Source organism: Brevundimonas sp. UYEF29 (genome assembly GCF_040546195.1).
Classification (GTDB): Bacteria; Pseudomonadota; Alphaproteobacteria; order Caulobacterales; family Caulobacteraceae; genus Brevundimonas; species Brevundimonas huaxiensis.
Genome location: NZ_JBEPNH010000001.1, coordinates 279381 through 302549, shown reverse-complemented (window position 1 = coordinate 302549; position 23169 = coordinate 279381). Strand labels below are relative to the sequence as shown.

General features: G+C 64.8%; 19 protein-coding genes. 7 read left to right on the top strand and 12 right to left on the bottom strand.

The genetic code is table 11. The features are described 5' to 3' along the window. Positions 1-155: 155 nt before the first annotated feature. Both cydD and ABIB58_RS01555 read left to right on the top strand, forming a co-directional pair. Positions 156-1760, top strand: coding sequence for a thiol reductant ABC exporter subunit CydD (gene cydD, locus ABIB58_RS01560; protein ID WP_185224115.1), 1605 nt, complete (start codon positions 156-158; stop codon positions 1758-1760). Continuing rightward, positions 1757-3403: an amino acid ABC transporter ATP-binding/permease protein gene (locus tag ABIB58_RS01555; protein WP_354038743.1), complete on the top strand. Its 1647-nt coding sequence runs from the start codon at positions 1757-1759 to the stop codon at positions 3401-3403. The genes cydD and ABIB58_RS01555 overlap by 4 nt, the downstream gene beginning before the upstream one ends. Here ABIB58_RS01555 and ABIB58_RS01550 read toward each other — a convergent pair. Together ABIB58_RS01550 and ABIB58_RS01545 are read right to left on the bottom strand one after the other, a co-directional pair. Next, positions 3400-4014, bottom strand: a complete 615-nt coding sequence (locus ABIB58_RS01550) for a helix-turn-helix domain-containing protein (protein ID WP_231576624.1) — start codon at positions 4012-4014, stop codon at positions 3400-3402. The genes ABIB58_RS01555 and ABIB58_RS01550 overlap by 4 nt on opposite strands. A 582-nt stretch (positions 4015-4596) precedes the next feature. Further along, positions 4597-5724 (bottom strand): zinc-binding dehydrogenase, encoded by a 1128-nt coding sequence (locus tag ABIB58_RS01545; RefSeq protein WP_185224114.1) that lies wholly within the window; start codon positions 5722-5724, stop codon positions 4597-4599. A gap of 828 nt (positions 5725-6552) precedes the next feature. On the opposite strand from ABIB58_RS01545, the gene ABIB58_RS01540 reads away from it, so the two are divergent. Continuing rightward, positions 6553-8127: a Y-family DNA polymerase gene (locus tag ABIB58_RS01540; RefSeq protein WP_231576623.1), complete on the top strand. Its 1575-nt coding sequence runs from the start codon at positions 6553-6555 to the stop codon at positions 8125-8127. Beyond that, positions 8124-11477 carry an error-prone DNA polymerase gene (locus ABIB58_RS01535; protein WP_045810851.1) on the top strand — a complete coding sequence of 1118 codons (3354 nt, stop codon included), beginning with the start codon at positions 8124-8126 and terminating at the stop codon, positions 11475-11477. Before ABIB58_RS01540 ends, ABIB58_RS01535 begins: the two co-directional genes overlap by 4 nt. A 30-nt stretch (positions 11478-11507) precedes the next feature. Here the strand turns inward: ABIB58_RS01535 and ABIB58_RS01530 are convergent, their stop codons facing one another. Next, a complete protein-coding gene (locus ABIB58_RS01530) occupies positions 11508-12434 on the bottom strand; it encodes an NAD(P)H-hydrate dehydratase (protein WP_231576622.1) in 927 nt (308 codons plus the stop codon). A 24-nt stretch (positions 12435-12458) separates the two neighbouring features. On the opposite strand from ABIB58_RS01530, the gene ABIB58_RS01525 reads away from it, so the two are divergent. Together ABIB58_RS01525 and glnA are read left to right on the top strand one after the other, a co-directional pair. Then, positions 12459-12797: a P-II family nitrogen regulator gene (locus ABIB58_RS01525; RefSeq protein ID WP_008261682.1), complete on the top strand. Its 339-nt coding sequence runs from the start codon at positions 12459-12461 to the stop codon at positions 12795-12797. An 80-nt stretch (positions 12798-12877) separates the two neighbouring features. Next, a complete protein-coding gene (gene glnA, locus ABIB58_RS01520) occupies positions 12878-14284 on the top strand; it encodes a type I glutamate--ammonia ligase (RefSeq protein ID WP_354038738.1) in 1407 nt (468 codons plus the stop codon). Between the two features lie 98 nt (positions 14285-14382). Here the strand turns inward: glnA and tatC are convergent, their stop codons facing one another. From tatC to ABIB58_RS01505, 3 genes are read right to left on the bottom strand one after another with little or no spacing between them, the layout of a single operon-like run. Then, positions 14383-15273 (bottom strand): twin-arginine translocase subunit TatC, encoded by an 891-nt coding sequence (gene tatC / locus ABIB58_RS01515; protein WP_045810848.1) that lies wholly within the window; start codon positions 15271-15273, stop codon positions 14383-14385. Then, entirely contained in the window at positions 15270-15848 is a 579-nt protein-coding gene (tatB, locus tag ABIB58_RS01510) for a Sec-independent protein translocase protein TatB (RefSeq protein WP_045810847.1), read from the bottom strand. Before tatB ends, tatC begins: the two co-directional genes overlap by 4 nt. A 23-nt stretch (positions 15849-15871) precedes the next feature. After that, the gene (locus ABIB58_RS01505; RefSeq protein WP_017503863.1) at positions 15872-16090 is read right to left on the bottom strand and encodes a twin-arginine translocase TatA/TatE family subunit; all 219 of its coding nucleotides are present in this window, start codon (positions 16088-16090) and stop codon (positions 15872-15874) included. A 110-nt stretch (positions 16091-16200) separates the two neighbouring features. Between ABIB58_RS01505 and rnhA the strand changes: the two genes are divergently transcribed. Next, positions 16201-16653: a ribonuclease HI gene (gene rnhA, locus ABIB58_RS01500; RefSeq protein WP_045810846.1), complete on the top strand. Its 453-nt coding sequence runs from the start codon at positions 16201-16203 to the stop codon at positions 16651-16653. Here the strand turns inward: rnhA and ABIB58_RS01495 are convergent. The 6 genes from ABIB58_RS01495 to rfaE2 form a co-directional block, all read right to left on the bottom strand. Beyond that, positions 16650-18047 (bottom strand): MFS transporter, encoded by a 1398-nt coding sequence (locus ABIB58_RS01495; RefSeq protein WP_045810845.1) that lies wholly within the window; start codon positions 18045-18047, stop codon positions 16650-16652. The two genes, rnhA and ABIB58_RS01495, sit on opposite strands and share 4 nt — an antisense overlap. A 30-nt stretch (positions 18048-18077) precedes the next feature. Next, positions 18078-18536: an NfeD family protein gene (locus ABIB58_RS01490; RefSeq protein ID WP_045810844.1), complete on the bottom strand. Its 459-nt coding sequence runs from the start codon at positions 18534-18536 to the stop codon at positions 18078-18080. A gap of 17 nt (positions 18537-18553) precedes the next feature. Continuing rightward, positions 18554-19543, bottom strand: coding sequence for an SPFH domain-containing protein (locus ABIB58_RS01485; RefSeq protein WP_045810843.1), 990 nt, complete (start codon positions 19541-19543; stop codon positions 18554-18556). A gap of 75 nt (positions 19544-19618) precedes the next feature. After that, positions 19619-20710 carry a DUF3089 domain-containing protein gene (locus tag ABIB58_RS01480; RefSeq protein ID WP_045810842.1) on the bottom strand — a complete coding sequence of 364 codons (1092 nt, stop codon included), beginning with the start codon at positions 20708-20710 and terminating at the stop codon, positions 19619-19621. After that, complete coding sequence (gene rfaD / locus ABIB58_RS01475) at positions 20710-21699, bottom strand: ADP-glyceromanno-heptose 6-epimerase (RefSeq protein ID WP_185224323.1); 990 nt, start codon at positions 21697-21699, stop codon at positions 20710-20712. The genes ABIB58_RS01480 and rfaD overlap by 1 nt, the downstream gene beginning before the upstream one ends. 8 nt (positions 21700-21707) lie before the next feature. Beyond that, positions 21708-23162: a D-glycero-beta-D-manno-heptose 1-phosphate adenylyltransferase gene (rfaE2, locus tag ABIB58_RS01470; RefSeq protein WP_045810840.1), complete on the bottom strand. Its 1455-nt coding sequence runs from the start codon at positions 23160-23162 to the stop codon at positions 21708-21710. Positions 23163-23169: the final 7 nt, after the last annotated feature.

Sequence of the window (23169 nt, the reverse complement as noted above, 5' to 3'; positions counted from 1 at the left end):
TCGTCGGTCGTAGGCGGTGCGCAGGACGCCCGCCTTGATCTCGATCAAAGCGGCGGCGAACGCCCGGCCCTATTGGACGCTTGGTCCTTGGACATTTCGTCCAACGACGTTTCGCCCAGTGGCGCGCGGCCTGCGCCGAGCGCTGGAGTCCGCTGATGAGCGCCGTGCCAATCGTCCCTGTCTCTGCGGCCGCCTGGTTGAAGCAGATCGGTCGTCCGTGGGGGCGGCTGACCCTGCTGACCGGCGTGTTGACCATTGCGGACGTCGCGCCAGCGATCGGCTTCGCGGCGGGGCTGGCTTTGACGATTTCCAGCCTGACCGTATCGCCGGCCGCCGCCGCGCCGTGGCTGGCCCTGGCTGTGTTCAGTCTGATCGCGCGCGGCCTGATCGGCCAGGCCGCCGTGATCGTCGGCGCGAAGCTGGGTCGGGCGGTAAAGACCGACGTCCGAGGCCGCCTGCTGTCAGACCTGTTCGGGCGAGGACGGCGATCCAGCGCGCAGATGACGGCCCTGGTCGAAGGGGTCGGCGCGCTGGACGGCTACTATTCACGATTTGCACCTTTGCGCCTCGCCGCAGGCGTTTCGCCGCTGCTGGTCATAGCCGCCGCCGCGATCGCCAGCCCGGTGTCGGCGGGCATCCTGCTGTTCACCCTCTTCCCCTTCATCGTCGGCATGGCGCTGGCGGGCACGGCTGCGGCGGGCGAAAGCCGTCGTCAGTTTCAGGCGCTTGAGCGGCTGTCCGGCCTGTTCATCGACCGTATCCGCACCCTGCCCGCCATCCTCGCCTTCGAGGCCGTTAGCCGCACGACGGTGCAGATCGCCCAAGCCTCGGACGAGTTGGAGCGCCGCACCGCCCGCGTCATGCGCATCGCCTTCCTGTCGTCGGGCGTGCTGGAGTTCTTCTCGGCCTTGTCGGTCGCGCTGATCGCCGTCTATTGCGGCTTCAACCTGTTGCGGCTGCTGCCCTTCCCGGTTCCCGAGACGCTGGACCTGTCGCGCGCCTTCTTCGTTCTCGCCCTGGCGCCCGAAGTCTATGCGCCGCTGCGCCGCCTGGCGGCCGCCTATCATGATCGCCAGGCCGCCGAGGCCGCAGCCCCATCCCTGATCACGCCACACCCGCGCCCGGCCCAGCGCGCGCCTCTCGGCGATCTGGCGCCCGCCATCCATTTCCGCGACGTCGCCATCGCTTATGAAGGCTCAGCGCCGGTCATCGACGGGTTCGACCTCGACATCGCGCCGGGCCAGATCGTGGCGATGATGGGCGCCAGCGGCGCAGGCAAGTCCAGCCTCCTGCATCTGCTGCTCGGCCTCGCGCCCCTGACGCGCGGCGAGGTCGAGGTGGGCGGTGCGCGGCTCAGCCAGTGCGGCGACATCGCCGGGCGGGTCGCCTGGGCCAGCCAGCACCCGATCGTGACGCCTGGGACCGTGAGCGAGAACATCGCCTTGGCGGATCGCACCGCCTGCCCCGGCCGCATCGCCTTGGCCGCGCGCACGGCGGGCCTGTCCGGCGATCTGGATCGCCGCATCGACGAGCGTGGCGGCGGTCTGTCGGGCGGCGAGCGCCGTCGCCTGGGCCTCGCCCGCGCCATCCTGAAGCGGGCGCCGCTTCTCGTGCTGGACGAGCCGACCGCGAATCTGGATCCGGCCTCGGAACGCGCCATGCTCGACGTCATCCGTCAGGCCGCGCGCGGCCGCACCACCCTGATCACCACCCACTCGCCAGCCGTCGCCGCCCTGGCCGACCGCGTGGTGACGCTATGAGAGTCCCGTCGCGCATCGCCGGCCTGATCGCCGCCCAAACTCAGGCTCAACGCGCCCGGCTTCGGCTCGCTGCGGCCGGCGGCGCTGTCGTCTCGGTGGCGGCCGTCTGTCTGTTGGGGCTGTCGGGCTGGTTCATCACGGGCGCGGCCTTTGCGGGCCTGGCGGGCGCGGCGGCCGCCCAGAGCTTCAACTACATGATGCCCAGCGCCATCATCCGCCTGCTGGCCATCGTCCGCACCGGCGGGCGCTATGTCGAGCGCGTCGCGGGCCACGAGGTCGCCTTGGAGGCGCTCGCCCGCCTGCGCCCGCAGGTGTTCGACGCCATCGCCACAGGCCCGGCCGAGCGCGCCTTGAACCTGTCGTCCGGCGAGGTCTCCGCCCGCTTGGTTCAGGACGTCGACGCAGTTCAGACGCTCTTAGTGCGCCGCTCGGCGCCCTGGAGTCTGGGCGCCGGCGCCGTTTCCGCCGCGCTGCTGGCCGGCCTCGCCTCCCCTTTCGCCGGCGCGGCCCTGCTCGGCGTGTTGATCGCGGCTGTCTTGGGCGGCGTTCTGATCGCGCGCAGCCTCGCCGATCCCGCCGGCCGAGCAGTCCAGATCGGCGCCGGCGCGCTGAAGGATCGCCTCGCCGCATTGGAGGCCGCCGCGCCCGAGCTGAAGGCCTACGGTCTTGACGACTGGGCGTGCGCGCAGGTCGCGCAGGTCGCCGCCAATCACGACGCGGCGCAGATCGCCCTGACCCGCTCGGGCGGCTGGATGGCCGTGTGGCAGGCGGCGGCGAGCGCCCTCGCGGTCGGCGTCGTCATCCCCGCCGCATCCTCCGCCGATCTGCCGCTGATCGCGCTCGCAGCCTTGGCGGCGGTGATGGGTGTCGAATCCGCCGGCGGGCTGGTCGTTGCCCTGCACCAGAACGGCTCCGCCGCCCAGGCCCTGTCTCGCCTCGACGCCGCCATGTCCACGGCGTCCTCCCGTCACGGTCGACCGCTCAGCGGTGCGGCGCTCGGTCTTGCTAACCTTGGCGCCGAGTTGACGCCGCCCTACCGCCTCGGTGTCTTCGGCCCATCGGGCGCTGGCAAGACGACGCTGATCGAACGCCTGATCGGGTTGCGAACGCCCCAGACCGGAGAGATGCGGCTCGGTGGATTGGACGCCCTCGACATCGCGCCGGAATGTCGGCGCCGGCTGTTCGCCTATGCGGCCCAAGACGTCCGTCTGCTGAACGGATCCGTGCGCCAGAACCTGTTGCTTGCAGGACCTGCCGACGATGCGGCCCTGTGGGCGGCGCTGGACGACGCCGCGCTGGGCGACCGAATTCGCGCAGAACCGCTGGGCCTGGATACCGCCGTCGGACCGAACGGCGAGCAGCTATCCGGCGGAGAACGACGGCGTCTTGGCCTGGCGCGCGCCTATCTGCGCGATGCGCCCTGGCTGGTGCTTGACGAACCGACGGAAGGCTTGGACGCCGCGACGGAGGCCCAGGTCATGGACCGCCTTCAGAACCGCCTGTCCGCGCGGGGGCAAGGCCTGATCTTGGTCAGCCACCGGGCGTTGCCGATGGCGCTCTGCAACCGCTCCATCCGGGTCGAAGGGCTGGGCAGCGACGGACATCTGCGTCTGACCTGCCCTGCGGATGATTTGGCCGCCTAGGATGCGCCGTTCGCCATGTCTTTCAGGCGGTCAGGGCGCTCGATCCGCAGGTCGTGCAGAGAGACGGCATGGATGACGCCGCTGGTCTTCAACTTGGTCAGCTCGCGACTGACGGTCTCGATCGTCAGTCCGAGATAGTCCGCGATCTCGGATCGGGTCATCGGCAGTCGCACGGCGTTGTCGCCGGACGGACGCAAGGGATCGCGCGAAAGCATCGTCACCAGAAAGCTGGCCACGCGTTCACGCGCGGTCTTGCGACCAAGCAGCAGCATCTGTTCCTGCGCCGCCGTCAGCTCATGCATCGCCCGGCTCAGCAAGGCCGCTTCCAGACTGGGCCGCTCTCGCGCCAGGGCCCGATATTCCGAGGCCCGGAAGCGACAGACGGTCGTGTCCTCAATCGCCTCAGCAGAGAAGGCGTAGGTCGCCCCCGCCGTCAGCCCAATGAAATCCCCGGCGAACAGGAAAGCGGTGATCTGGCGGCGACCATCGGGCAGCAGCTTGTAAATCCGGACCGCGCCCGATGTGATGTTGAAGACGTTCACGGCCGGTTCGGCCTCATTGGCCAGGACGTCGCCGCCCGCCAGCGTCACGCGTTCTGCGAGTGAATCCAATCGCCCAAGATCGACCTCCGACAACGCGTCGCAGACGCTGAACGCGCGCGCGCCACAGCCTGAGCAGACCGAACTGGTGGGCCGGTCGGCACAGGCCGTCGGAAGCGCGCGGACTTTCAACATGCTCGCCTTCTATCACCCCTTAAGCACGCGCGAAGCAGTCTATTTCCGACGTGCCAGCTGAGAGTGCTTCGGCATTTGCATCACTCAAAGAGGAACAGCGACAATTTGCTGGTGCGAGACAGACCTCCTCATCTGTCGGCAGAGATCAGATGGGAGTTAGTCCTCGGCCTGCTGCGATCGGGTAGTCGCCTTGACGCAAACCAGCTCTTCTCAAAGTCCGCAACGAGTCCCAAACGGATATCCGTCATCGCTTCTGGCGTTTATCCACAACCTATCTACGCCTAGTGTTTTCGTGCCCATAGCGCCTCCGCAGCCGCCAGAGCACTTTCGGATTTGCAACAGAAGCGCTGTCGTCGAGTGCAACAGCCATACCTCTCAAATTGCGTTATTTTGACGTTAATCCAGCCGTTTATGGCTGCAACAGTTTCCGAACCTGTGCAGTCTCGGAAATTTTAGCCGTCAGTTTATGGTTGGATCGATCAGGAATTTCTCTCCCGTCGCCTTCCGCTCGTAAGCAAGCAGAGTTTCTGGGTCGAGCGCTTCAGCAAGTCCTATTGTGCGTGTGTAGCGTGTCGCGAATGTGGTGGTCAGGTCGTCAAAGACGCGTTTGCGCATTCTCGACACGGTATCGGAACCAATCTTCTGCATGAAAGGCGTCAATAGCCACCCGGACACGCTCCACTGGAAACCAAAAGCAAGACGATTCAGAATCATCGGCGAAGTATCGAGCGCGCCGTAGACGTAGAGCTGTTTGAACGTTGATGAGCCATATCGGCTGTATTCGGTCATACGGTTGACTGCGCCACGTTCCATCGCGTGCATGATTTCGCCGCCCAGCGATCCGCCGCCGATGGCGTCGAACGCGACAGTGGCGCCGGTTTCAGTGACCGCGTCGGTGAGTTGTGTTCGAAAATCATCTTCGCGGCTGTTCAGGACATGGGTCGCCCCCGCGTCCTTCAGCAGTCGCAACTGATCTTCAGAACGCACGATATTGACGAGTGGCACACCGTCTTGGGCGCAAATCCGCTGGAGCATCTGGCCCAGGCTGGATGCGGCCGCAGTATGGACGATCGCGGAATGTCCCTCGGCCCGAGCGGTTTCGACAAATCCGAGCGCCGTCATGGGATTGACTGTCAAGGCTGCGCCTTGGGCGGCCGTCACACCTTCGGGAATCGGCAGGGCGTCGCGTGTTTTGATCTTTCTCAGATCGGCGTACATGCCGCCACCGATCATGCCGACCCGACGGCCGATCCAGTCCTTCGCCTGATCGCCGGCAGCGATGACGGTCCCTGCCCCTTCGTTGCCGACCGGAAGCGACTGGTTGATCCGGCCGGCCATGCCGCCCATCCGCGCTGGCGGAATATCGAGGCTAAGCTGCGGGGCGCCGTCCGACACACCCTTGCGGACCGAAGCTGCATCCGCCGGACCAAGCAGCAAACCGAGATCGCTAGGATTGATGGGCGCCGCCTCGACACGGACAATGATTTCGTCGGATGCCGGATCATCGAGCACAATCTCCGCAAGTGACAGCGTTAGAACCCCGTCCTTATTCACCGTTGATCGTAATTCACGCGTTTTGTGGGCCATGAAGATGGGTCCTAATCGAGGCATCGGCTGCTGAACGGATGTATGACGTTTTGTGTCTCGCGATCGGTTCAGATTTAGTCTGGCGCGCGCGTCATGCCCGATCTGGCCGCCACATAGCGGCTTGACAAAGGCTCTCTGCACAATGCAAGAAAGAACAAATGGAGAACATGTGCAGGGCTGAACGTATATCTCTTGTCCGGCAGCGATTGAGGGCCTTGGACAAAGGCTGTCCAGAAGTTTGTCATTTAAAACATATGCCTGGACTACTTTCTGGTGCTTTTAAGCAGGACGCGATTCACGAACTCTATGCAGCCAATGCCGCAGACGCAGTTGCGGTAAATGCCTTTGCCTTGGCGGTCGGAATGCTTTCCGCAAATGGACAGCATGTTGTCTGGGCATTGGATGCAATGATGGCTTCAGAACATGGTACTCCCTATGGCGTTGGCATTGAAGAAATGGGAATCGATTCATCTAGGGTTTTGCTAGTCAAAGCTCCAGATATAAAAAATCTCCTTCTTGTTGGTGAGGAGTCACTAAAATCGCCTCCTGTCGGATCTGTTGTTATTAGTGCCTGGGGCAATTCTAAAGCCCTCTCATTGAACTCAAGTCGACGCCTTGCTCTGGCGGCCAAGTGGGGAGGCTCAACGCTTTTCTGTGTGCGTGCTGGAGCCGAGCCATCATCCAGTGCGGCAGAGACAAGATGGTCTGTGAGGGCAACAGCCTCCACCTCTCTGGCCGGAGGCGCGCCTGGCCATCCGTCTTTCTCACTTACCCTGCTGCGGCGGCGCGGCGGGGGCGAAGTGAAAAACTGGATCTTGGAGTGGGATCGTGACGCCCGATCATTCCGCGAACCGGCGCCGCTATCTGGCGCTATGGTTCCCGTGGCTGCCCAGCGACCGGCTGAGGCGTGGGGCGATAGCGGGCGACGCGTCGCCTGAGATTGGGCCTAATCCCGCGCCGGTCGTCCTGGTCGAGAAGGTCGGCGGCGCCCTGCGTCTGGCGGCCGTCGATCCGGCGGCGGCAAGGGCGGGGCTGACGCCCGGGCTGACCCTGGCTGACGCGAGGGCGCGAACGCCGTTCCTGTGCACCATCATCCATAGGCCCGAGGTGGATTCTGCCCTGCTGCTGCGGGTGCTGGAGGACTTCGGCCGCTTCACTCCGATGATCGCCGAGGATGCGCCGCACGGTCTGTTGCTGGACGTCACCGGCTGCGCCCATCTGTTCGGCGGGGAGGCTGGCCTGGTGCGCGCTGCGTATCAGCGTGCGGGTCGCATCGGCCTGGAGATGCGCAGCGCTCTGGCGTCCACACCCCAGGCGGCGCGCGCCTTGGCCCGTTTCGGGCGGGGTGGGCTGTTCGCTTCGGGCGAGGATCGACAGGCGGTGCGTCGGCTGCCGATCACGGCGCTAGAGTTGCCGGAGCGTGACGCCCAGGCGCTGCAGCGCGCCGGCCTGAAGCGGATCGCCGATCTGGACGACCGGCCGCGCGCGCCTCTTGCGGCCCGCTTTGGGACGGACTTCCCTTCACGTCTGGCTCGTTTGCTTGGCGACGAGGATGTTCGCATCACCCCGCACCGACCGCCGCCCCCCATCGTCGTGGATCGAGTCTTTTTCGAACCCATTCTCACCGACGCGGACGTGGATCGCGTCCTGTCCGACCTGCTGATCGACATCGCCGATCGCCTGGACCAGGCGGGCCAGGGCGGGCGGGCGTTTGAGGCCGGCTTCTACCGCGTTGATGGCCAAGTTCGCCGCATCGTCGCGAGGACAGGCCGTCCGACACGCGATGTGGACACGGTGCTGCGTCTGTTTCGCGAACGGTTGGCGGCCTTGGCAAGCCCGCTGGATCCCGGCTTCGGTTTCGATCAGATGCGGTTATCGGTTCTGGAAGCCCAGACGTTGAAACCGGTTCAGCGCGGCCTCGACGGTGACAGCCCCGACGGCGAGGATTTCAGTCGTCTGATCGACCGATTGACGGCGCGGCTGGGACCCGAGGCGGTGTTGAGTTTCGAACCTCTAGGGTCGCACATCCCCGAGCGCGCCGGACGGATGGTCCCGGCGACGATGAAGGCGCTGCGAACGGCTCATGACTGGCCGGATCTCGATCCCGACGATCCGCCCTTGCGGCCCTTGCAGATGTTCGACCCGCCCCAGCCAGTGGAAACCCTGGCGGAGGTGCCGGACGGTTCGCCCCTGCGTTTCCGATGGCGCCGGGTTCTGCATGAGGTGGCCTTGGCCGAGGGACCGGAGCGGATCGGCGGCGAATGGTGGCGCGCGCCGGATCAGAAGACCCGCGACTATTACCGCGTCGAGGACCGCGAGGGCCGCCGTTTCTGGCTGTTCCGTCAGGGCCTGTATGGCGAGACCGACGAGCCGCGGTGGTTCGTCCACGGCCTGTTCGCTTGACCGCGCCCGCCTATGCCGAGCTGGCGGCGACCAGCAACTTTTCCTTCCTGCGCGGGGCGTCGCATCCGAAGGATCTCGTTCTGACCGCGATCCTGAGAGGGCATTCGGGGCTGGGTCTGGCCGATCGCAACACGGTTTCCGGCGTGGTGCGGGCCTGGAGCGCCCTGCGGACCATCCGCGAGGACGGCCTGTCGCCGCCCGATGTCGTGCGCGACGGCGGCGGGCCGGGCGAAGTGACCTATGTCGAGGATCCGCTGAACGATCCAGCCCTGTCGCAGATGGTCAAGGATCGGGCCGCGACGTTCAAACTGGCGACCGGCGCGCGTCTGGCCTTCAACGACGGGACGCCCGACATCCTCGCCTATCCCGAGACGCGCGCCGGCTGGGGACGACTGACGCGGCTGCTGACCCTGGGCAATCGCCGGGCGGTGAAGGGGCAGTGCGAGATCGGACTGCGCGATCTGCTGGCCGCGCCCGAGGATCTGCTGCTGATCCTCATGCCGGGCGAACGGTTGAATGGCATCGATCAGGTCTTGGCGCAGTTGACCGATGCGTCGCCCGGCGCGGTTTGGCTGGGCGCGGTGATGGGGCGGAACGGCGACGACCGTCGAAGACTGGCCCGGCTGAAAACACTGTCAGAGCGAAGCGGCGCACCGCTTCTGGCCGTCAACGATGTCCTCTATCACGACCCGATCCAACGCGATCTGCAGGACGTGCTGACCTGTATTCGCGAAGGCGTGACGATCGAGGACGCAGGCCGACGTCTGAACGCCAATGCCGAACGCTGGCTGAAACCGCCCGCCGAGATGGCCCGCCTGTTCCGCGATGCGCCCGAGGCGCTGGTCGAGAGCCGGCACGTCTTGTCTCGCATCGGCTTCGATCTAGGCGATATCAGTTACCAGTATCCGGAAGAGACGACCCCGCCTGATAAGACGCCGCAGGGCTGGCTGGAACAGCTGACCTGGCGACATGCCGAGATGCGTTATCCCGACGGCGTGCCCAACAAGGTCAAGGCGCTGCTGGAGAAAGAGCTGATCTTCATCGCAAAGGCCGGCTACGCGCCGTACTTCCTGACGATCTACGACATCGTGAGGGTGGCGAAGGACAAGCGGATTTTGTGTCAGGGTCGAGGTTCGGCGGCCAACTCGGCTGTCTGTTACGTACTGGGCATCACGGCGGTGGACCCGGCGGAATCCGATCTGCTGTTCGAACGCTTCCTTTCCACCGACCGGGGCGAGCCGCCTGACATCGACGTCGACTTCGAGCACGAGCGGCGCGAGGAGATCATCCAGCACATCTACGAACGCTATGGCCGCGCGCGCGCCGGCATCGCCGCCACCGTGATCCGCTATCGTCCCAAGAGCGCCATCCGTGACGTCGGCAAGGCGCTGGGTCTGACCGAGGACGTGACCGCACGTCTGGCCTCCAGCCAATGGGGCAGTTGGGGCGGTGAGATCGGCGAGCGCCATGTCGAGCAGGCCGGTCTAGACCCCGCCAATCCCATGATCCAGCGTGCGGTGAAGATGGCCATGCGGCTATTGAACTTTCCCCGCCACCTGTCCCAGCACGTCGGCGGATTCGTCCTGACCCAGGACCGGCTGGACGAACTGGTCCCCATCGGCAATGCCGCCATGCCGGATCGCACCTTCATCGAATGGGACAAGGACGACATTGATGCACTCCGCCTGATGAAGGTCGATGTGCTGGCGCTCGGCATGCTGACCTGCATCCGCAAGGCGTTCGACCTGATCCGCGCTCATCACGGGGACGATTGGGCGCTGCATACGATCCCGCGCGACGATCCCGCCGTTTACGACATGCTGTGCAAGGGCGACTCCATCGGCGTGTTTCAGGTCGAGAGCCGCGCCCAGATCAACATGTTGCCCCGGTTGAAGCCGCGCCGCCTTTATGACTTGGTGATCCAGGTCGCCATCGTTCGGCCTGGTCCGATCCAGGGCGACATGGTCCACCCCTATCTGCGCCGCCGCAACGGGCTTGAGGAGCCGGACTACTCCAGGCCTGGACCGCAGTATCCTCAAGACGAGCTAAAACAGGTTCTGGAAAAGACCCTCGGCGTGCCCCTGTTTCAGGAACAGGCGATGAAGGTCGCCATGGTCGCGGCCGAGTTCAACGAGAAGGAAGCGAATGGTCTGCGCAAGGCTATGGGCACCTTCCGAGGCGACGGCACCCTGCACACCTACGAAGACCGAATGGTCGGCAAGATGATCGAACGCGGATATGACCCGACCTTCGCCCAGCGGTGCTTCGATCAGATCAAGGGTTTCGGCTCCTACGGGTTTCCGGAGAGTCACGCCGCCTCCTTCGCCCAACTGGTCTATGTCTCCTCATGGATCAAACGCCACTATCCGGCGGCCTTCGCCTGCGCCCTGCTGAACAGCCAGCCGATGGGATTCTACGCCCCGGCCCAGATCGTGCGCGACGCCCGCGAACACGGCGTCGAGGTGCGGCCGGTCGATGTCTCTTACAGCGGTTGGGACAACAGTCTGGAAGGTTCGGACAAGACGCCGGCGCTGCGGATCGGCCTGCGCCAGATCGAGGGCTTCCGCGAAGACTGGGCAGAGGCGCTCGCCGCCGCCCGCGCCTTCTCTCTGTCCAACATCGAAACTCTGGCCCGCCGCGCCGCCTTGCCGTCTGCCGCTATGCGCAAGCTGGCTGACGCAGACGCTTTCCGATCGTTGGGGCTGGACCGGCGCGAAGCCCTTTGGGCCGTGCGCCGACTGCCTGACGACACGCCCTTGCCGTTGTTCGCCGCCGCCGATGCGCGCGAGCTCGGCGTCGAACCCGACGCCCGGCTGCCGGTCATGCCGCTGGGCGAGCATGTCGCCGCCGATTACCAGACACTGCGCCTGTCGTTGAAGGCGCACCCCATGGCCATCCTGCGCCCGATCTTCCACGCCGAAGGCCTGCTGACCTGCGCCCGGACCGAAGCCCGTCACGGCGGCGCCCTGGTGCAGGTCGCCGGCGTGGTTCTGGTGCGTCAACGTCCCGGCAAGGGCAACGCCATCTTCGTCACCTTGGAAGACGAGACCGGCATCATCAACGTGGTCCTCTGGGCGCGGATGTTCGAGCAGTTCCGCCGCGAGGTCATGGCCGCCCGCCTGATGGCGGTCGAGGGTGTGGTTGAGAAAAGCCCCGAAGGCGTCGTCCACTTGGTCGCCCGCCGCGTCATCGACCGTTCCAGCGAACTGTCACGCCTATCTCAAGATCACGATACTTCGGTGCAACTCGCCCGCGCCGACGTCGTCGCCCATCCCCAGACACCCCGACATCCACCGCATCGCCATCCCCGTGATGTGCGCATCCTGCCCGGATCTAGAGATTTTCATTGATCCAAAATTGCGGGACCGAAACTCAAAAGGTCATTTTTGATTCCCGATACTCCACTGCTGAAACAATGACTTCGGCAAGGCATCGTAGAGGTCATCCGAGGTCAATCCCGGACCGAAACGCTCTGCGGCGTCGGAATGAAGCCAGACAGCGGCGCAGGCTGCCTCGAAGCTGTCCATGCGTTGGGCGACCAATCCGCCGATCATGCCGGCCAGGACGTCGCCGGTTCCGGCCGTCGCCAGCCAAGGCGAGCCGTTTTCGTTTCGGCGGATGCGGCCGTCAGGTGATGCGATCAGGGTCTGAGCGCCCTTCAGGACGATCGTCGCCTGGGCCGCTCGCGCCGCTTCTTGAACTGCCGTTTCGCGGCCTTGCGCAAGCAGGCCCGGAAACAGTCGTTCAAACTCGCCTTCATGCGGCGTCAGGATGTCGTCACGATCCAACACGGCGAACAGTTCAGCAGTCCGACCTTTGAAGACTGACAGACCATCGGCGTCGATCACCAGAACGGCGCCGGTCGAGCCCAGCGCCTGAATGTTTGCGATCGTCGCATCGTCCGGGCCTGCGGCCGGTCCGATCACGACCGCGTCGCTGCCGGCGGCTTCGCGACTTAAGTTTTCGGGTGAAGAAAAAGGCGTCAGCATCACCGCCTGCACAGCCGGCGCGATCACCGACGCTGCATCTGCCGGACAAAGGATTCGCACCACCCCGGCGCCCATCCTGAGACCCGCGTGTGCGGCAAGCCGCGCCGCACCGGTGTGATGCGCCTTTCCCGAAACGACCGCCAAACGACCACGCGCATGCTTGTGCGTTTCCGCGCTCGGCCAAGGCAGAAAATTGCGCCAGATCGCCGGGTCGTTGGTTTCTATCATCCGCGTTCCGATTATCCTTCGCCAGCCTGCGAAAATCGCTTGCTTTGAGCAGCCCTGCTGTGTCCCATTCGCGCCCGAGCGCCGCTGCATTCCGTGCGCCGCTCCGGGGTCGCCATGAAGAAAATCGAAGCCATCATCAAGCCCTTCAAGCTGGATGACGTCAAAGAGGCGCTCCAGGACGTGGGCGTGCAAGGCATGACTGTACTGGAGGCTAAGGGATATGGCCGCCAGAAGGGTCATTCCGAGCTGTATCGCGGTGCGGAATACGTCATCGACTTCCTGCCCAAGATCAAGATCGAGGTGGTCGTCGCCGATGACCTCGCGCCCGCGGTTGTTGAGGCCATTCAGACCTCGGCCCGCACAGGCAAGATCGGCGACGGCAAGATCTTCGTGTCCGACGTCGCCGAGGTGATCCGCATCCGCACCGGCGAAACCGGAGCCCAAGCCGTCTGACCGACTACCCTCCCCGGCCCTCGGCCTTCGGGTCGCTGTCCGGTCTCCTCCCCAAACGACAAGAACAGGACTTTTCGAGAATGAGCGCCAGCAAGATCCTCAAAGAGATCAAGGATGAGGAGGTCCAATATGTGGACGTCCGCTTCACCGACACGCGCGGCAAGCTTCAGCACGTCACCTTCGACGTCGATCTGGTCGACGAGGACTTCCTGAACGACGGCACGATGTTCGACGGCTCTTCGATCGCCGGCTGGAAGGCTATCAACGAGTCCGACATGCTGCTGAAGCCGGACCTGACCACGGCTTACATCGATCCCTTCTATCAGCAGAAGACGATGTTCCTGTTCTGCGACGTGCTGAACCCGGACACCGGCGAGCCCTACAACCGCGACAGCCGCTCGATGGCCAAGAAGGCGCTGTCGTACGTCCAGTCGTCGGGCGTGGGCGACCAGGTATTCTTCGGACCGGAAGCCGAGTTCTTCATCTTCGACGACGTGCGCTGGTCCACCCAGCCGCACGACACCGGCTACAGCTACGACTCGACCGAGCTGCCCGCCAATACCGGCGCCGAATACTCCGAAGGCAATATGGGCCATCGCCCTGGACCCAAAGGCGGCTATTTCCCGGTCAATCCGGTCGATTCCGGACAGGACCTGCGCGGCGAAATGCTGGGCGTCATGCGCGATCTGGGCCTTCAGCCTGAGAAGCACCACCATGAGGTAGCCCCGGCTCAGCACGAACTGGGCCTGAAGTTCTCGGACCTGCTGACCATGGCCGACCGCCTGCAGCTCTATAAGTACGTGATCCACAATGTGGCCCACGCCTATGGCAAGTCGGCGACCTTTATGGCCAAGCCGATGTTTGCGGACAACGGTTCGGGCATGCACGTCCACATGTCGATCTGGAAGGACGGCAAGCCCCAGTTCGCCGGCGACCAGTACGCCGGTCTGTCGCAGGAATGTCTGTGGTACATCGGCGGCATCATCAAACACGCCAAGGCCATCAACGCCTTCGCCAACTCGACCACCAACTCCTACAAGCGTCTGGTCCCCGGATATGAAGCCCCGGTGAAGCTGGCCTATTCGGCCCGCAACCGCTCAGCCTCGATCCGTATCCCACACGTCTCCTCGCCCAAGGCCAAGCGTCTGGAAGCCCGCTTCCCCGACCCGATGGGCAACCCCTATCTGACCTTCGTGGCCCTGCTGATGGCCGGTCTGGACGGGATCGAGAACCGCATCGATCCGGGTGCGCCCGCCGACAAGAACCTCTACGACCTGCCGCCGGAAGAGCGCGGCTCGATCCCCGAGGTCTGCGGCTCGCTGCGTGAAGCGCTGGAGAACCTGGATAAGGACCGCGCCTTCCTCAAGAAGGGCGGCGTCATGGATGACGACTTCATCGACAGCTACATCGAGCTGAAGATGGAAGAGGTGATGCGTCTGCAACTGCATCCGCACCCGGTCGAGTTCGACATGTACTACAGCTGCTGATCACCTGATCGCAGTCAAGGCAAAGGGCCGGGGATCGCTCCCCGGCCCTTTTTCATGGCCTGACTGCTTCAAGCAGCGATCGAGACGCCAACGTGGCGCTAAGCGATCTCGGCTTCCAGATCGTCCGCCTTCCTGCGGCGCAACTCGATCAGTCGCACGCACCAGATCGAAATCTCGTAGAGAATGACCAGAGGCACGGCCAGCATCAGCTGGCTGATCGGATCGGGCGGCGTGACCACGGCCGCGACCACGACCACGGCGACGATGGCGTAACGCCGACCAGCCGCCATGATCTTTGAGCTGATTAGACCTGCCAGGCCCAACAGCGTAGTGACGACAGGCAGCTGGAAGCAGAGACCGAAGGCGAGCAGCAGCGAGGTGACCAGGCTGAGGTAGTCGGAAATCTTCGTGGTTTGCGCCACGGATATGCCGTCGGTGGCCACCTGCTGGCTCAGCGAGAACAACATCACGAAAGGGAGCATGACGTAATAGACCAGCGCCCCGCCCAGGCAGAACATCACAGGTGCCGCGATCAGGAACGGCAGAAACGCCCCGCGCTCGTTGCGATAGAGACCCGGCGCGACGAACCGGTACAGCTGCCACGCCATAACGGGGAAGGTCAGGACCGCCGCGCCAAAGGCCGCGATCTTCATCTTGGTGAACAGCTGTTCCAGCGGCGCCGTAGCGATCAGTTGAACAACGGCGGCGCTGCCGGGCGGATAGGGTTTGATCCCCGTCATCACCGCGATCAGTTCGATGGGATTGGCGTGACCGCCTGTCGCCAGAGCGGCGGCATGGATCGCCACGGCGGCCTGATACGGCTTGATCAGCGCAATCTGAATTTGATTGGCGAAGGCGAAGCAGAGGATGAAGGCCAAGAAGAAGGCCACGACGCAGATCAGCAGCCGCCCGCGCAGCTCGATCAGATGATCCATCAGGGGCGCGCGCGACGCCTCGATCTCGGCCTCGTCACGATCGGAAGGCGTCACAGGTCAACGGCTTTCTTGTGCGAGGTCTTGGGCTTGGCGGCTGCAGGCTTGGTCTTGGCCGCCGGCGCAGCGCTCTTCGGTTTGGCGGCTGAGCGAGGCTTGGCGGTCGCCGATCCGGCGATAGCCGCCCCCGTCTTTGCCTTGGGGTCCCCTCGCTTGGATTTCGTCGCCGTGACAGGCTCAACAGGCGATGGCGTGTCCGGCCATTCATCGGCCGCAGGCATCATCACCGGCGCCTCCGGCTCGGGCGCAGGCAGGGCAGCCGCCGCAGTCGGCCCGGTCAATCCGGCGTTGATGTCCTTGAACGCGGCGTCCGCCTCGGCGCCCAGGGGATACATGGCACCCTGCCCCGTGCGCAGCGCCTCGACCTCCTTGCGCAGGTCGTCCAGTTCGGACTGACGCGCCATCTCGTCGAAACTGGATCGGAACTCGTTGGCCATGGCGCGCGCCTTGGCCACCATCTGACCGACGCGCCGCATCAGGACAGGCAGATCCTTTGGCCCCACAACAAGAAGGGCCACCAGGCCGATCACCACTAATTCGAAACCCCCGATACCGGGGCCGAGCCCGCCCATGCGTCAGCCCTTACAGACGACGACTAGCGCTTCAGCTCTTCCTTTTCCGCCTCGGTGCGCGGCAGCGAGCTGACGCCTTCGTGCGGGCCGTCCTTCTTGTCTTCGTCCTTCAGGCCGTCCTTGAAGGCGCGGATGCCCTTGGCGGCGTCGCCCATGATGCCCGACAGCTTGCCCCGGCCGCCGAACAGCAGCGCGATGACGACGATGACGATGGCCCAATGCCAGATGCTCATGGAGCCCATGGCTAATCTCCTCGCGGGGATCGGTCATCCGATCCCATCCACTCTTATTCGACCCGCATATAGGCGCAGTGATGGCCCCGCGCCAAGGGAGGCTGTAGGTCTGCGCGACCATGAGTCCCTCCGATCACGTCATCATCCACACCGACGGCGCCTGCAAGGGCAATCCCGGCCCCGGCGGCTGGGGCGCCGTGCTTCAGGCCGGCGGCGGTCACGAGAAGGAATTATGGGGCGGCGAGGCCAACACGACCAACAATCGCATGGAGCTGATGGCCGCGATCATGGCGCTGGAAGCCCTGAAACGGCCCTGTAGGGTCGAACTGCATACCGACAGCAAATACGTCATGCAGGGTATCACTGAATGGATGCGCGGCTGGAAGGCGCGCGGCTGGCTGACGGCCGACAAGAAGCCGGTCAAGAACGCCGATCTATGGCAGCGGCTGGACGCGGCGCGCCTGCGTCACGACGTGAAATGGCGATGGGTAAAGGGTCATGCCGGCCACGAACTGAACGAACGCGCCGACCAACTGGCGGATCGCGGTGTCGCGGAACTACCCCGGCGCTAGACCGCCTCGACCTCTTTATCCGGCTCGGCAGGACGTCGGCGGACGCGCGATCCGCTCATCACCGCGCCAAACAGGGCTGTAACGGCCGCGATCTGGAACCCATGACCGACCCCGTTGATCGGCGCGGCCGACAGCAGGAAAGCCACCACCACGGCGCCCAAAGATTGCCCGACGACCCGCGCCATGCCCAGAGTGCCGCCCGCCGCGCCGGCGCGATCCTTAGGCGCTTCCGACAGCATGGCGCGATTGTTGAGCGACTGGAAAAATCCGAAGCCCGCGCCGCAAAGCGCCATGCGCCACACGATGTCGAAGTGGCTCAAATCGGCCTTAGGGAAACTCAGCGCCATCAGGCCGCAGGCGAACAGGCTAAGGCCGATGGCGCCCAGCACGCCCGCCGAATAGCGATCGGAAAGATAGCCAGCCAAGGGCGCAGCAATCATAGTCGCCAGCGGCCAAGGCGTCATCAGCAGGCCGGTCTCGACCGCCGTAAGCCCCAATGTGCCCTGGAGGAAGAAGGGCAAGGCCACGAACGCCATCATCTGGGCGGTGAAGGATATGATTGATGTGGCGACCGACAGGCTGAACATCGGTCGCGCCAGCAGGTCGAGGGGGATCAACGGCGAGGTTCGTGACCGCTCGTGGCGAATCAGCAAGACCCCGGCTGCGAGCCCTGCCCCTGTCAGACCGAAGCCAAGAACGGCCGCCTCACCGTGCGCCAGCGATTGAATGCCGGTGATCAGCAGGCCGAACGCCGCAGCGTTCAGCGCGGCTCCGACCCAGTTCAGCTTTCGCGGCTGAAGTCGGTTGTGTGGCAGGGTGAAACCCGCCAGCGACACCGCCAGCAGGCCGATCGGCACATTCAGCGCAAACAGCCAGCGCCAATGTCCGACAGCCAAGATAGCGCTGGCGATGGTCGGCCCCGCCGCCGCCGCCAACGAAACGATCACCGCGTTGATCCCGACCGCGCGACCGAGCAGCCGCTGCGGATAGGTGTAACGGACCAAGGCCCCGTTGACGCTCATGATGCCTGCCGCTCCGAAGCCCTGAAAGACGCGCGCGAGGCTGAGCGTCTCGATGGAGTTGGCGAACACGCAGGCGATGGAGGCCAGGGTGAAGACGGCCAGACCGGCCTGCGACACACGGCGATAACCGACGATCTCGCCCAGCGACGCCAGCGGCAAAAGGGCGACCACGATGGCGATCTGATAGGCGTTGACGATCCAGATCGAGGCGGCCGATGACGCCTGTAAATCCTGCGCAATCGACGGCAGGGCGACATTGGCGATCGCGCCATCCAGAACGGCAAGCGTGATGCCCAGGCCGATGGACACGATTGCCCAATAGCGCCTGGGTGTCGGCAAGCCGTCCGTGACGGCGTTCTGGGTGTCAGTCATGCCTGACGAACGCCGATGTGACCGTTGCGTTCAGACGGCTGATTGCACTGTCAGCAACGAGCCGTTCACGCGCGTCACGACAACGTCCTGCCCCTCGATCGGCGCCTCGCCCACGATCTCGGCCGGCCATTCAGCGCCGGAGATGAAGACGCGACCGCGGCCCGAGACGAACGTCTCGACCACGCGCGCCCGCTGGCCGACCAGACGGCTGTCGCGGTCGTTGATGTCGGGACCGTCGGGATTGGCTTTGGAGATCAGACGACGGGACAGTAGGGTGGCGATGACGGTCAGAACCGCGAAGACGGCGACCTCACCCGGCAGCCCCAACCGCACGCCCGCCGCCGTCATGACCGCGACAACCCCGGCCGAAACGGCGGGCCATAGCAGCCATTCGGTCGAGAACATCGCTTCGACCGCCAGCAGCAGAACCCCGATCGCCAGCCAGATCCAGAACGGCTGGGCGACATACAGATCAGCAAGCGACATCATCGGTCAGCCTCCTTGGATCAGGCCGAGGGTGGAACGGAGCCCCCGGCGGGGCGGCGGGGCGGCGCGGGCCGCACGGGCGGCGTCGCGGCCGAGTTTTGATCCTTGGCCAGTCCGACCATCTCGCCGATGCCGGCGATGGTGCCGACCAAGGCGCCCATTTCGGCGGGCACGATGACGGTGCGTTGCTGCGGGCTGCGCGCCAGTTCGGCGAAGGCTTCGACGTATTTCTGAGCGACGAAATAGTTGATGGCGTTGACGTCCCCGCGGGCGATGGCTTCCGACACCATGGCCGTGGCGCGGGCCTCGGCTTCGGCCTCGCGCTCGCGCGCCTCGGCGTCGCGGAAGGCGGCTTCCTTGCGGCCCTCAGCCTGTAGAATGGCGGCCTGTTTGGCGCCCTCGGCGCGGGCGATGGCGGCGGATTTCTCGCCGTCAGCCTCGGTGATGACGGCGCGACGTTCGCGCTCGGCCTTCATCTGACGGGCCATAGCGTTGGTGATGTCGGTTGGCGGGGTCAGATCCTTGATCTCGATCCGGTTGACCTTGACGCCCCATGGCTCGGTCGCGGCATCGATGACGTGCAGCAGGCGCGTGTTGATGCTGTCGCGCTGGCTCAGCACCTCGTCCAGTTCCATCGAACCGACCACGGTCCGCAGATTGGTCATGCATAGCTGCGAGATGGCGTAAGGCAGATCGTCGACGCGATAGGCGGCGCGGGCGGAATCCATAACCTGGATGAAGACGATTCCATCGACCTTCACCATGGCGTTATCCCTGGTGATGACCTCCTGGGTCGGCACGTCCAGCACCTGCTCCATCATGTTCATGCGGCGGCCGACCCGCTCCACGAACGGGGTCAGGAAGCCGATGCCGGGGCTCAACGTCTTCGTGTATTTGCCGAAGCGTTCGACTGTGAATTCACGGCCTTGCGGCACAATCTTGATCACGCTGATCAACAGCACGATGGCCAGCAAGAGCACAACGCCGGCGAAGATGGTGGTCACGTCCATTCAGATCCCTCCCTGACGCGGCAAGCCTACCCGCTGTACGCGAGCGGCGCCAGACAAACCGAGAGGATGGCCGCCTTAAAGGCCGCGCTTGGCCCGCCAGGCCGCCAAACGCACGCTGACGTCACGTTCGATGTCGCCGTAGAACAGGTTGTAGGGCACGATCTTGCGTCGGTCCGCCCAACTGCCGCCAGCTGTCAAAAAATCGGCGTCAGGCGCGCTATGCCACAACAGGCCGCCACGGCATTCTGTGGAGATCAACCGACCCGTGAGAGCTGGTCGGGCGCCCCATTCCAAGCCGGTCGCATTGGTCGCGCCGCTGTGCTGACGCGCCGCGGCACGCGGCTGGCTCACAGCACCCGTCAAAGGATTCACGCAGATGGGATCAGTGGACAGGTTCACCAGATCGCCGCGATCGTCCCATTCCAGAGCGCGTCTCAGCTTGCGCCGCGCGCCCGCATCATCGCCCTCCTGCACCGACGCCCAGGCCAAGATGCACCCCGTTTGATCAGCGGCGTCGCAGGGCGAGATCGCCTGCCGGAACATCTCGCGCCCGACCAAAGTATCGATCAGATAGGCGGCGACAAGCCTGTCTTTCAGCGCCGGATCGGCGCGAAGTTGGTCGCGAACCAGACGCGCCGTCAGTTCCCCGCCCTGTTCGACGCCGGCGATAACAATGGGACCGGCGGGATGCTGCTGCAGCCACAGTTCGAAAGCGGTCTTCACGTCCTCATAGGCGAAGGCGCGCGCTTCGCGCGCGTCATCACGCAAGGTCAGGCGGGTGTACAGGCTGGCTTGACGATACAGCGGCGCGCTGACCCTGCCCTCCCGGGCGAAGGGCGACGCATAGTTGGGCAGCACGACGCGCCGCATATAGGCGTTGGCCCGTGCATCGTCGATCGGCCCATTCCACTCGGCTCCACCATCGAAAGTGGTCGGCATGACGAAGAAGACCGCCGCCTGGTTGGGCGCGCCTTGGTCGATCAGCGCCCAGGAGGATGTCTTTCGATAGTCGGGCGCGGGCGGTGGCTTGTAGGTCTGGAACGGCACCTGCGGGTCCAGCCCTGCCCTCAGAATGTCGCCGCTCCACACCGCGACGGCCGCCGTGAGCACGAAGACGGCGGCGAAGCCTGCATATCCGACCCATTGCCTGAAGGTCAGCCGACGCATCAGCGGTACGGATCAGCCGTGGCGAGGAAGTCCTGCACGTAGCGCCGCACGCCCTCTTCCAACGGCGTCGATTGACCCTCGAAGCCTGCGGCGCGGATGCGATCCATGCGGGCTTCGGTGAAATACTGATAGCGGTCGCGGATCGACAGGGGCGTATCGACATAGTCGATGGAGGGCGTCTTGCCGGCGGCCTCGAAGGTGGCGCGCGCAAGATCGGCGAACGACCGCGCCTGACCCGAGCCAGCGTTGAAGATGCCCGAGACCTGCGGCGACTGGAGCAAAAACTCGATGATATCGACCACATCGTCGATATAGACGAAGTCTCGCATCTGGCCGCCGTCCGCATAGTTGGGATTGTGCGACCGAAACAGGGTCACGGTCTCGCCCGCCGCAACCTTCGGCCAGATTTGAGCCACAACCGACTTCATTCCGCCCTTGTGACCTTCGTTCGGACCATAAACGTTGAAGAATTTCAGCCCTGCCCACTGGGGCGGCGCTCGACCCCGATCCGCCTGCCGGACTGCATATTGGTCGAACAGCATTTTCGAATAGCCATAGGCGTTTAGCGGACGAAGCTGCGATAATGAATCTGCATCGTCATCGTCGTTGAAGCCCGTCTCGCCATCGCCATAGGTCGCAGCCGAAGACGCGTAGATCATTCGCGATCCCCGGATTGCGCACCAGTCCCACAGGTCGCGGGACAGAATGAAGTTGGTCCGCAAAATCAGGTCGGCGTCCGGCTCGGTCGTCGAAGAGATCGCGCCCATATGCACCACGGCCTCAATCCGCTCGGCGTGACGCTCCAGCTGCTCGAACAGTTCTTCGGGCGACCAGAAGTCGGCGATTGCGTGCTTGGCCAGGTTCTTCCATTTGGCTAGGTCGGCCGTCTCCAGACGATCGCAAACGACCACATCGTAGGCGGTCTCCGCCGTCAGTCGGGCGACGATGTTCGAGCCGATGAAACCGGCGCCGCCGGTCACGACGATCATTCTCGGCGTCACTGCGCGCTCCCTGTCATTTTCTCGATCGTCCGCGTGGTTGAATAGCCGTCCTTAAAGTCGGCCAACTTGACCTCGCCGCCCCAGCTTTCGACCAGATCGCCGCCCACGACGCCCTCGCGCGTGTAATCCGAGCCCTTGATCAGAACATCAGGACGCAGCCGTTCGATCAGGGCGATCGGCGTCGGGTCATCGAAACTGGTGACGCGATCGACGCTGGCCAGCCCGCCGATGACGACGGCACGACTGTCCAGATCATTCACCGGTCGCCCCTCGCCCTTCAGTCGCTTGACCGAGGCGTCGGTGTTCAGCGCCACGACCAGGCGATCGCACCAGCTACGGGCCTGCGCCAGATAGGCCACATGGCCGCGGTGCAGGATGTCGAAACAGCCGTTGGTGAAACCGATCTTCAGGCCCTGACGTCGCCAGTCCTCGACCTCGACCGCCAGTTCGTCGATCGGCGTCACCTTGGACACCGCAGCGGTGGCGTGCTGGCTCAGCTCGGCTTCGATCAGCTCGGCGGGTGTGACGACAGCTGTCCCGGCCTTCCCGACGACCACGCCAGAGGCCAGGATGGCGAACTCGACCGCCATCTCCAGCGATGCGCCGGCGCCCAGCGCCAACCCGATGGCGGCCAAGCCTGTATCGCCGGCGCCAGACACGTCGAAGACCTCGCGCGCCCGGCCGGGGAAGTGCTTCACGGGTTCACCGCGCCGCGCCAGGCTCATCCCCTTGCCCGCACGGGTGACGATGATCGCCTTGGCGGTCGTGGCGGCCAGTAAGGCAGCCAGCGCCGTCTCGACCTCGGCGTCCGTCCCGACCGGCAGGCCGGTGGCGCCGGCCAGTTCCGAAGCATTCGGCTTGATGACATCCACCGCGCCGTAGCGAGCGAAGTCCCTTCCCTTTGGATCGACGACAACCGGCGCACCGGATGTCTGCGCCGCGTTCAGAGCCGAAGCCAGCAGCGCATCGCTGACGACGCCCTTGGCGTAATCTGAGAGCAAATAGACCGAGGCATCTGTAAACGCGTCCGAATCTTGGATCGCCGTCGGCGCAGCCTCGTCATCGAGCCGCAGCAACTGTTGCCCCCCCGAAACGAAGCGCGTCTTCACGATGGTGGACGCGCCTGCCGGCCTCGCCACGACGTCCTCGATGTGCGGCTCGGCGGCGATCAGAGCGGTCAGTTCCGCCCCGGCCGCGTCGTCGCCGATTACGGCGCCAAGCCGCGCCACCCCGCCCAACGCCGCGATATTGCGCGCCACGTTGCCGACGCCGCCTGGCATGGCGACGGTGCGGCTGGTGCGAAGCACAGGGATCGGCGCCTCGGGCGAGATGCGGCTGACCTCGCCATAGACGTAGCGATCTAGCATCAGGTCGCCGACGCAGGCGATCTTCAGGCCGCGCACGCGCTCCAGCAGGCTTTGCAGGGCGCCCAGGTCCAGGGTGTCAGACATGGGTCCG

Coding starts and splice junctions, on each gene's coding strand:
- rnhA (WP_045810846.1), top strand. CDS start 16,201: ATGAGTCCCTCCGATCACGTCATCATCCACACCGACGGCGCCTGCAAG.
- ABIB58_RS01555 (WP_354038743.1), top strand. CDS start 1,757: ATGAGAGTCCCGTCGCGCATCGCCGGCCTGATCGCCGCCCAAACTCAG.
- ABIB58_RS01490 (WP_045810844.1), bottom strand. CDS start 18,536: ATGATGTCGCTTGCTGATCTGTATGTCGCCCAGCCGTTCTGGATCTGG.
- ABIB58_RS01530 (WP_231576622.1), bottom strand. CDS start 12,434: ATGCAGCGGCGCTCGGGCGCGAATGGGACACAGCAGGGCTGCTCAAAG.
- glnA (WP_354038738.1), top strand. CDS start 12,878: ATGAGCGCCAGCAAGATCCTCAAAGAGATCAAGGATGAGGAGGTCCAA.
- ABIB58_RS01545 (WP_185224114.1), bottom strand. CDS start 5,724: ATGGCCCACAAAACGCGTGAATTACGATCAACGGTGAATAAGGACGGG.
- ABIB58_RS01505 (WP_017503863.1), bottom strand. CDS start 16,090: ATGGGCTCCATGAGCATCTGGCATTGGGCCATCGTCATCGTCGTCATC.
- rfaE2 (WP_045810840.1), bottom strand. CDS start 23,162: ATGTCTGACACCCTGGACCTGGGCGCCCTGCAAAGCCTGCTGGAGCGC.
- ABIB58_RS01495 (WP_045810845.1), bottom strand. CDS start 18,047: ATGACTGACACCCAGAACGCCGTCACGGACGGCTTGCCGACACCCAGG.
- ABIB58_RS01480 (WP_045810842.1), bottom strand. CDS start 20,710: ATGCGTCGGCTGACCTTCAGGCAATGGGTCGGATATGCAGGCTTCGCC.
- cydD (WP_185224115.1), top strand. CDS start 156: ATGAGCGCCGTGCCAATCGTCCCTGTCTCTGCGGCCGCCTGGTTGAAG.
- tatB (WP_045810847.1), bottom strand. CDS start 15,848: ATGGGCGGGCTCGGCCCCGGTATCGGGGGTTTCGAATTAGTGGTGATC.
- ABIB58_RS01525 (WP_008261682.1), top strand. CDS start 12,459: ATGAAGAAAATCGAAGCCATCATCAAGCCCTTCAAGCTGGATGACGTC.
- rfaD (WP_185224323.1), bottom strand. CDS start 21,699: ATGATCGTCGTGACCGGCGGCGCCGGTTTCATCGGCTCGAACATCGTC.
- ABIB58_RS01485 (WP_045810843.1), bottom strand. CDS start 19,543: ATGGACGTGACCACCATCTTCGCCGGCGTTGTGCTCTTGCTGGCCATC.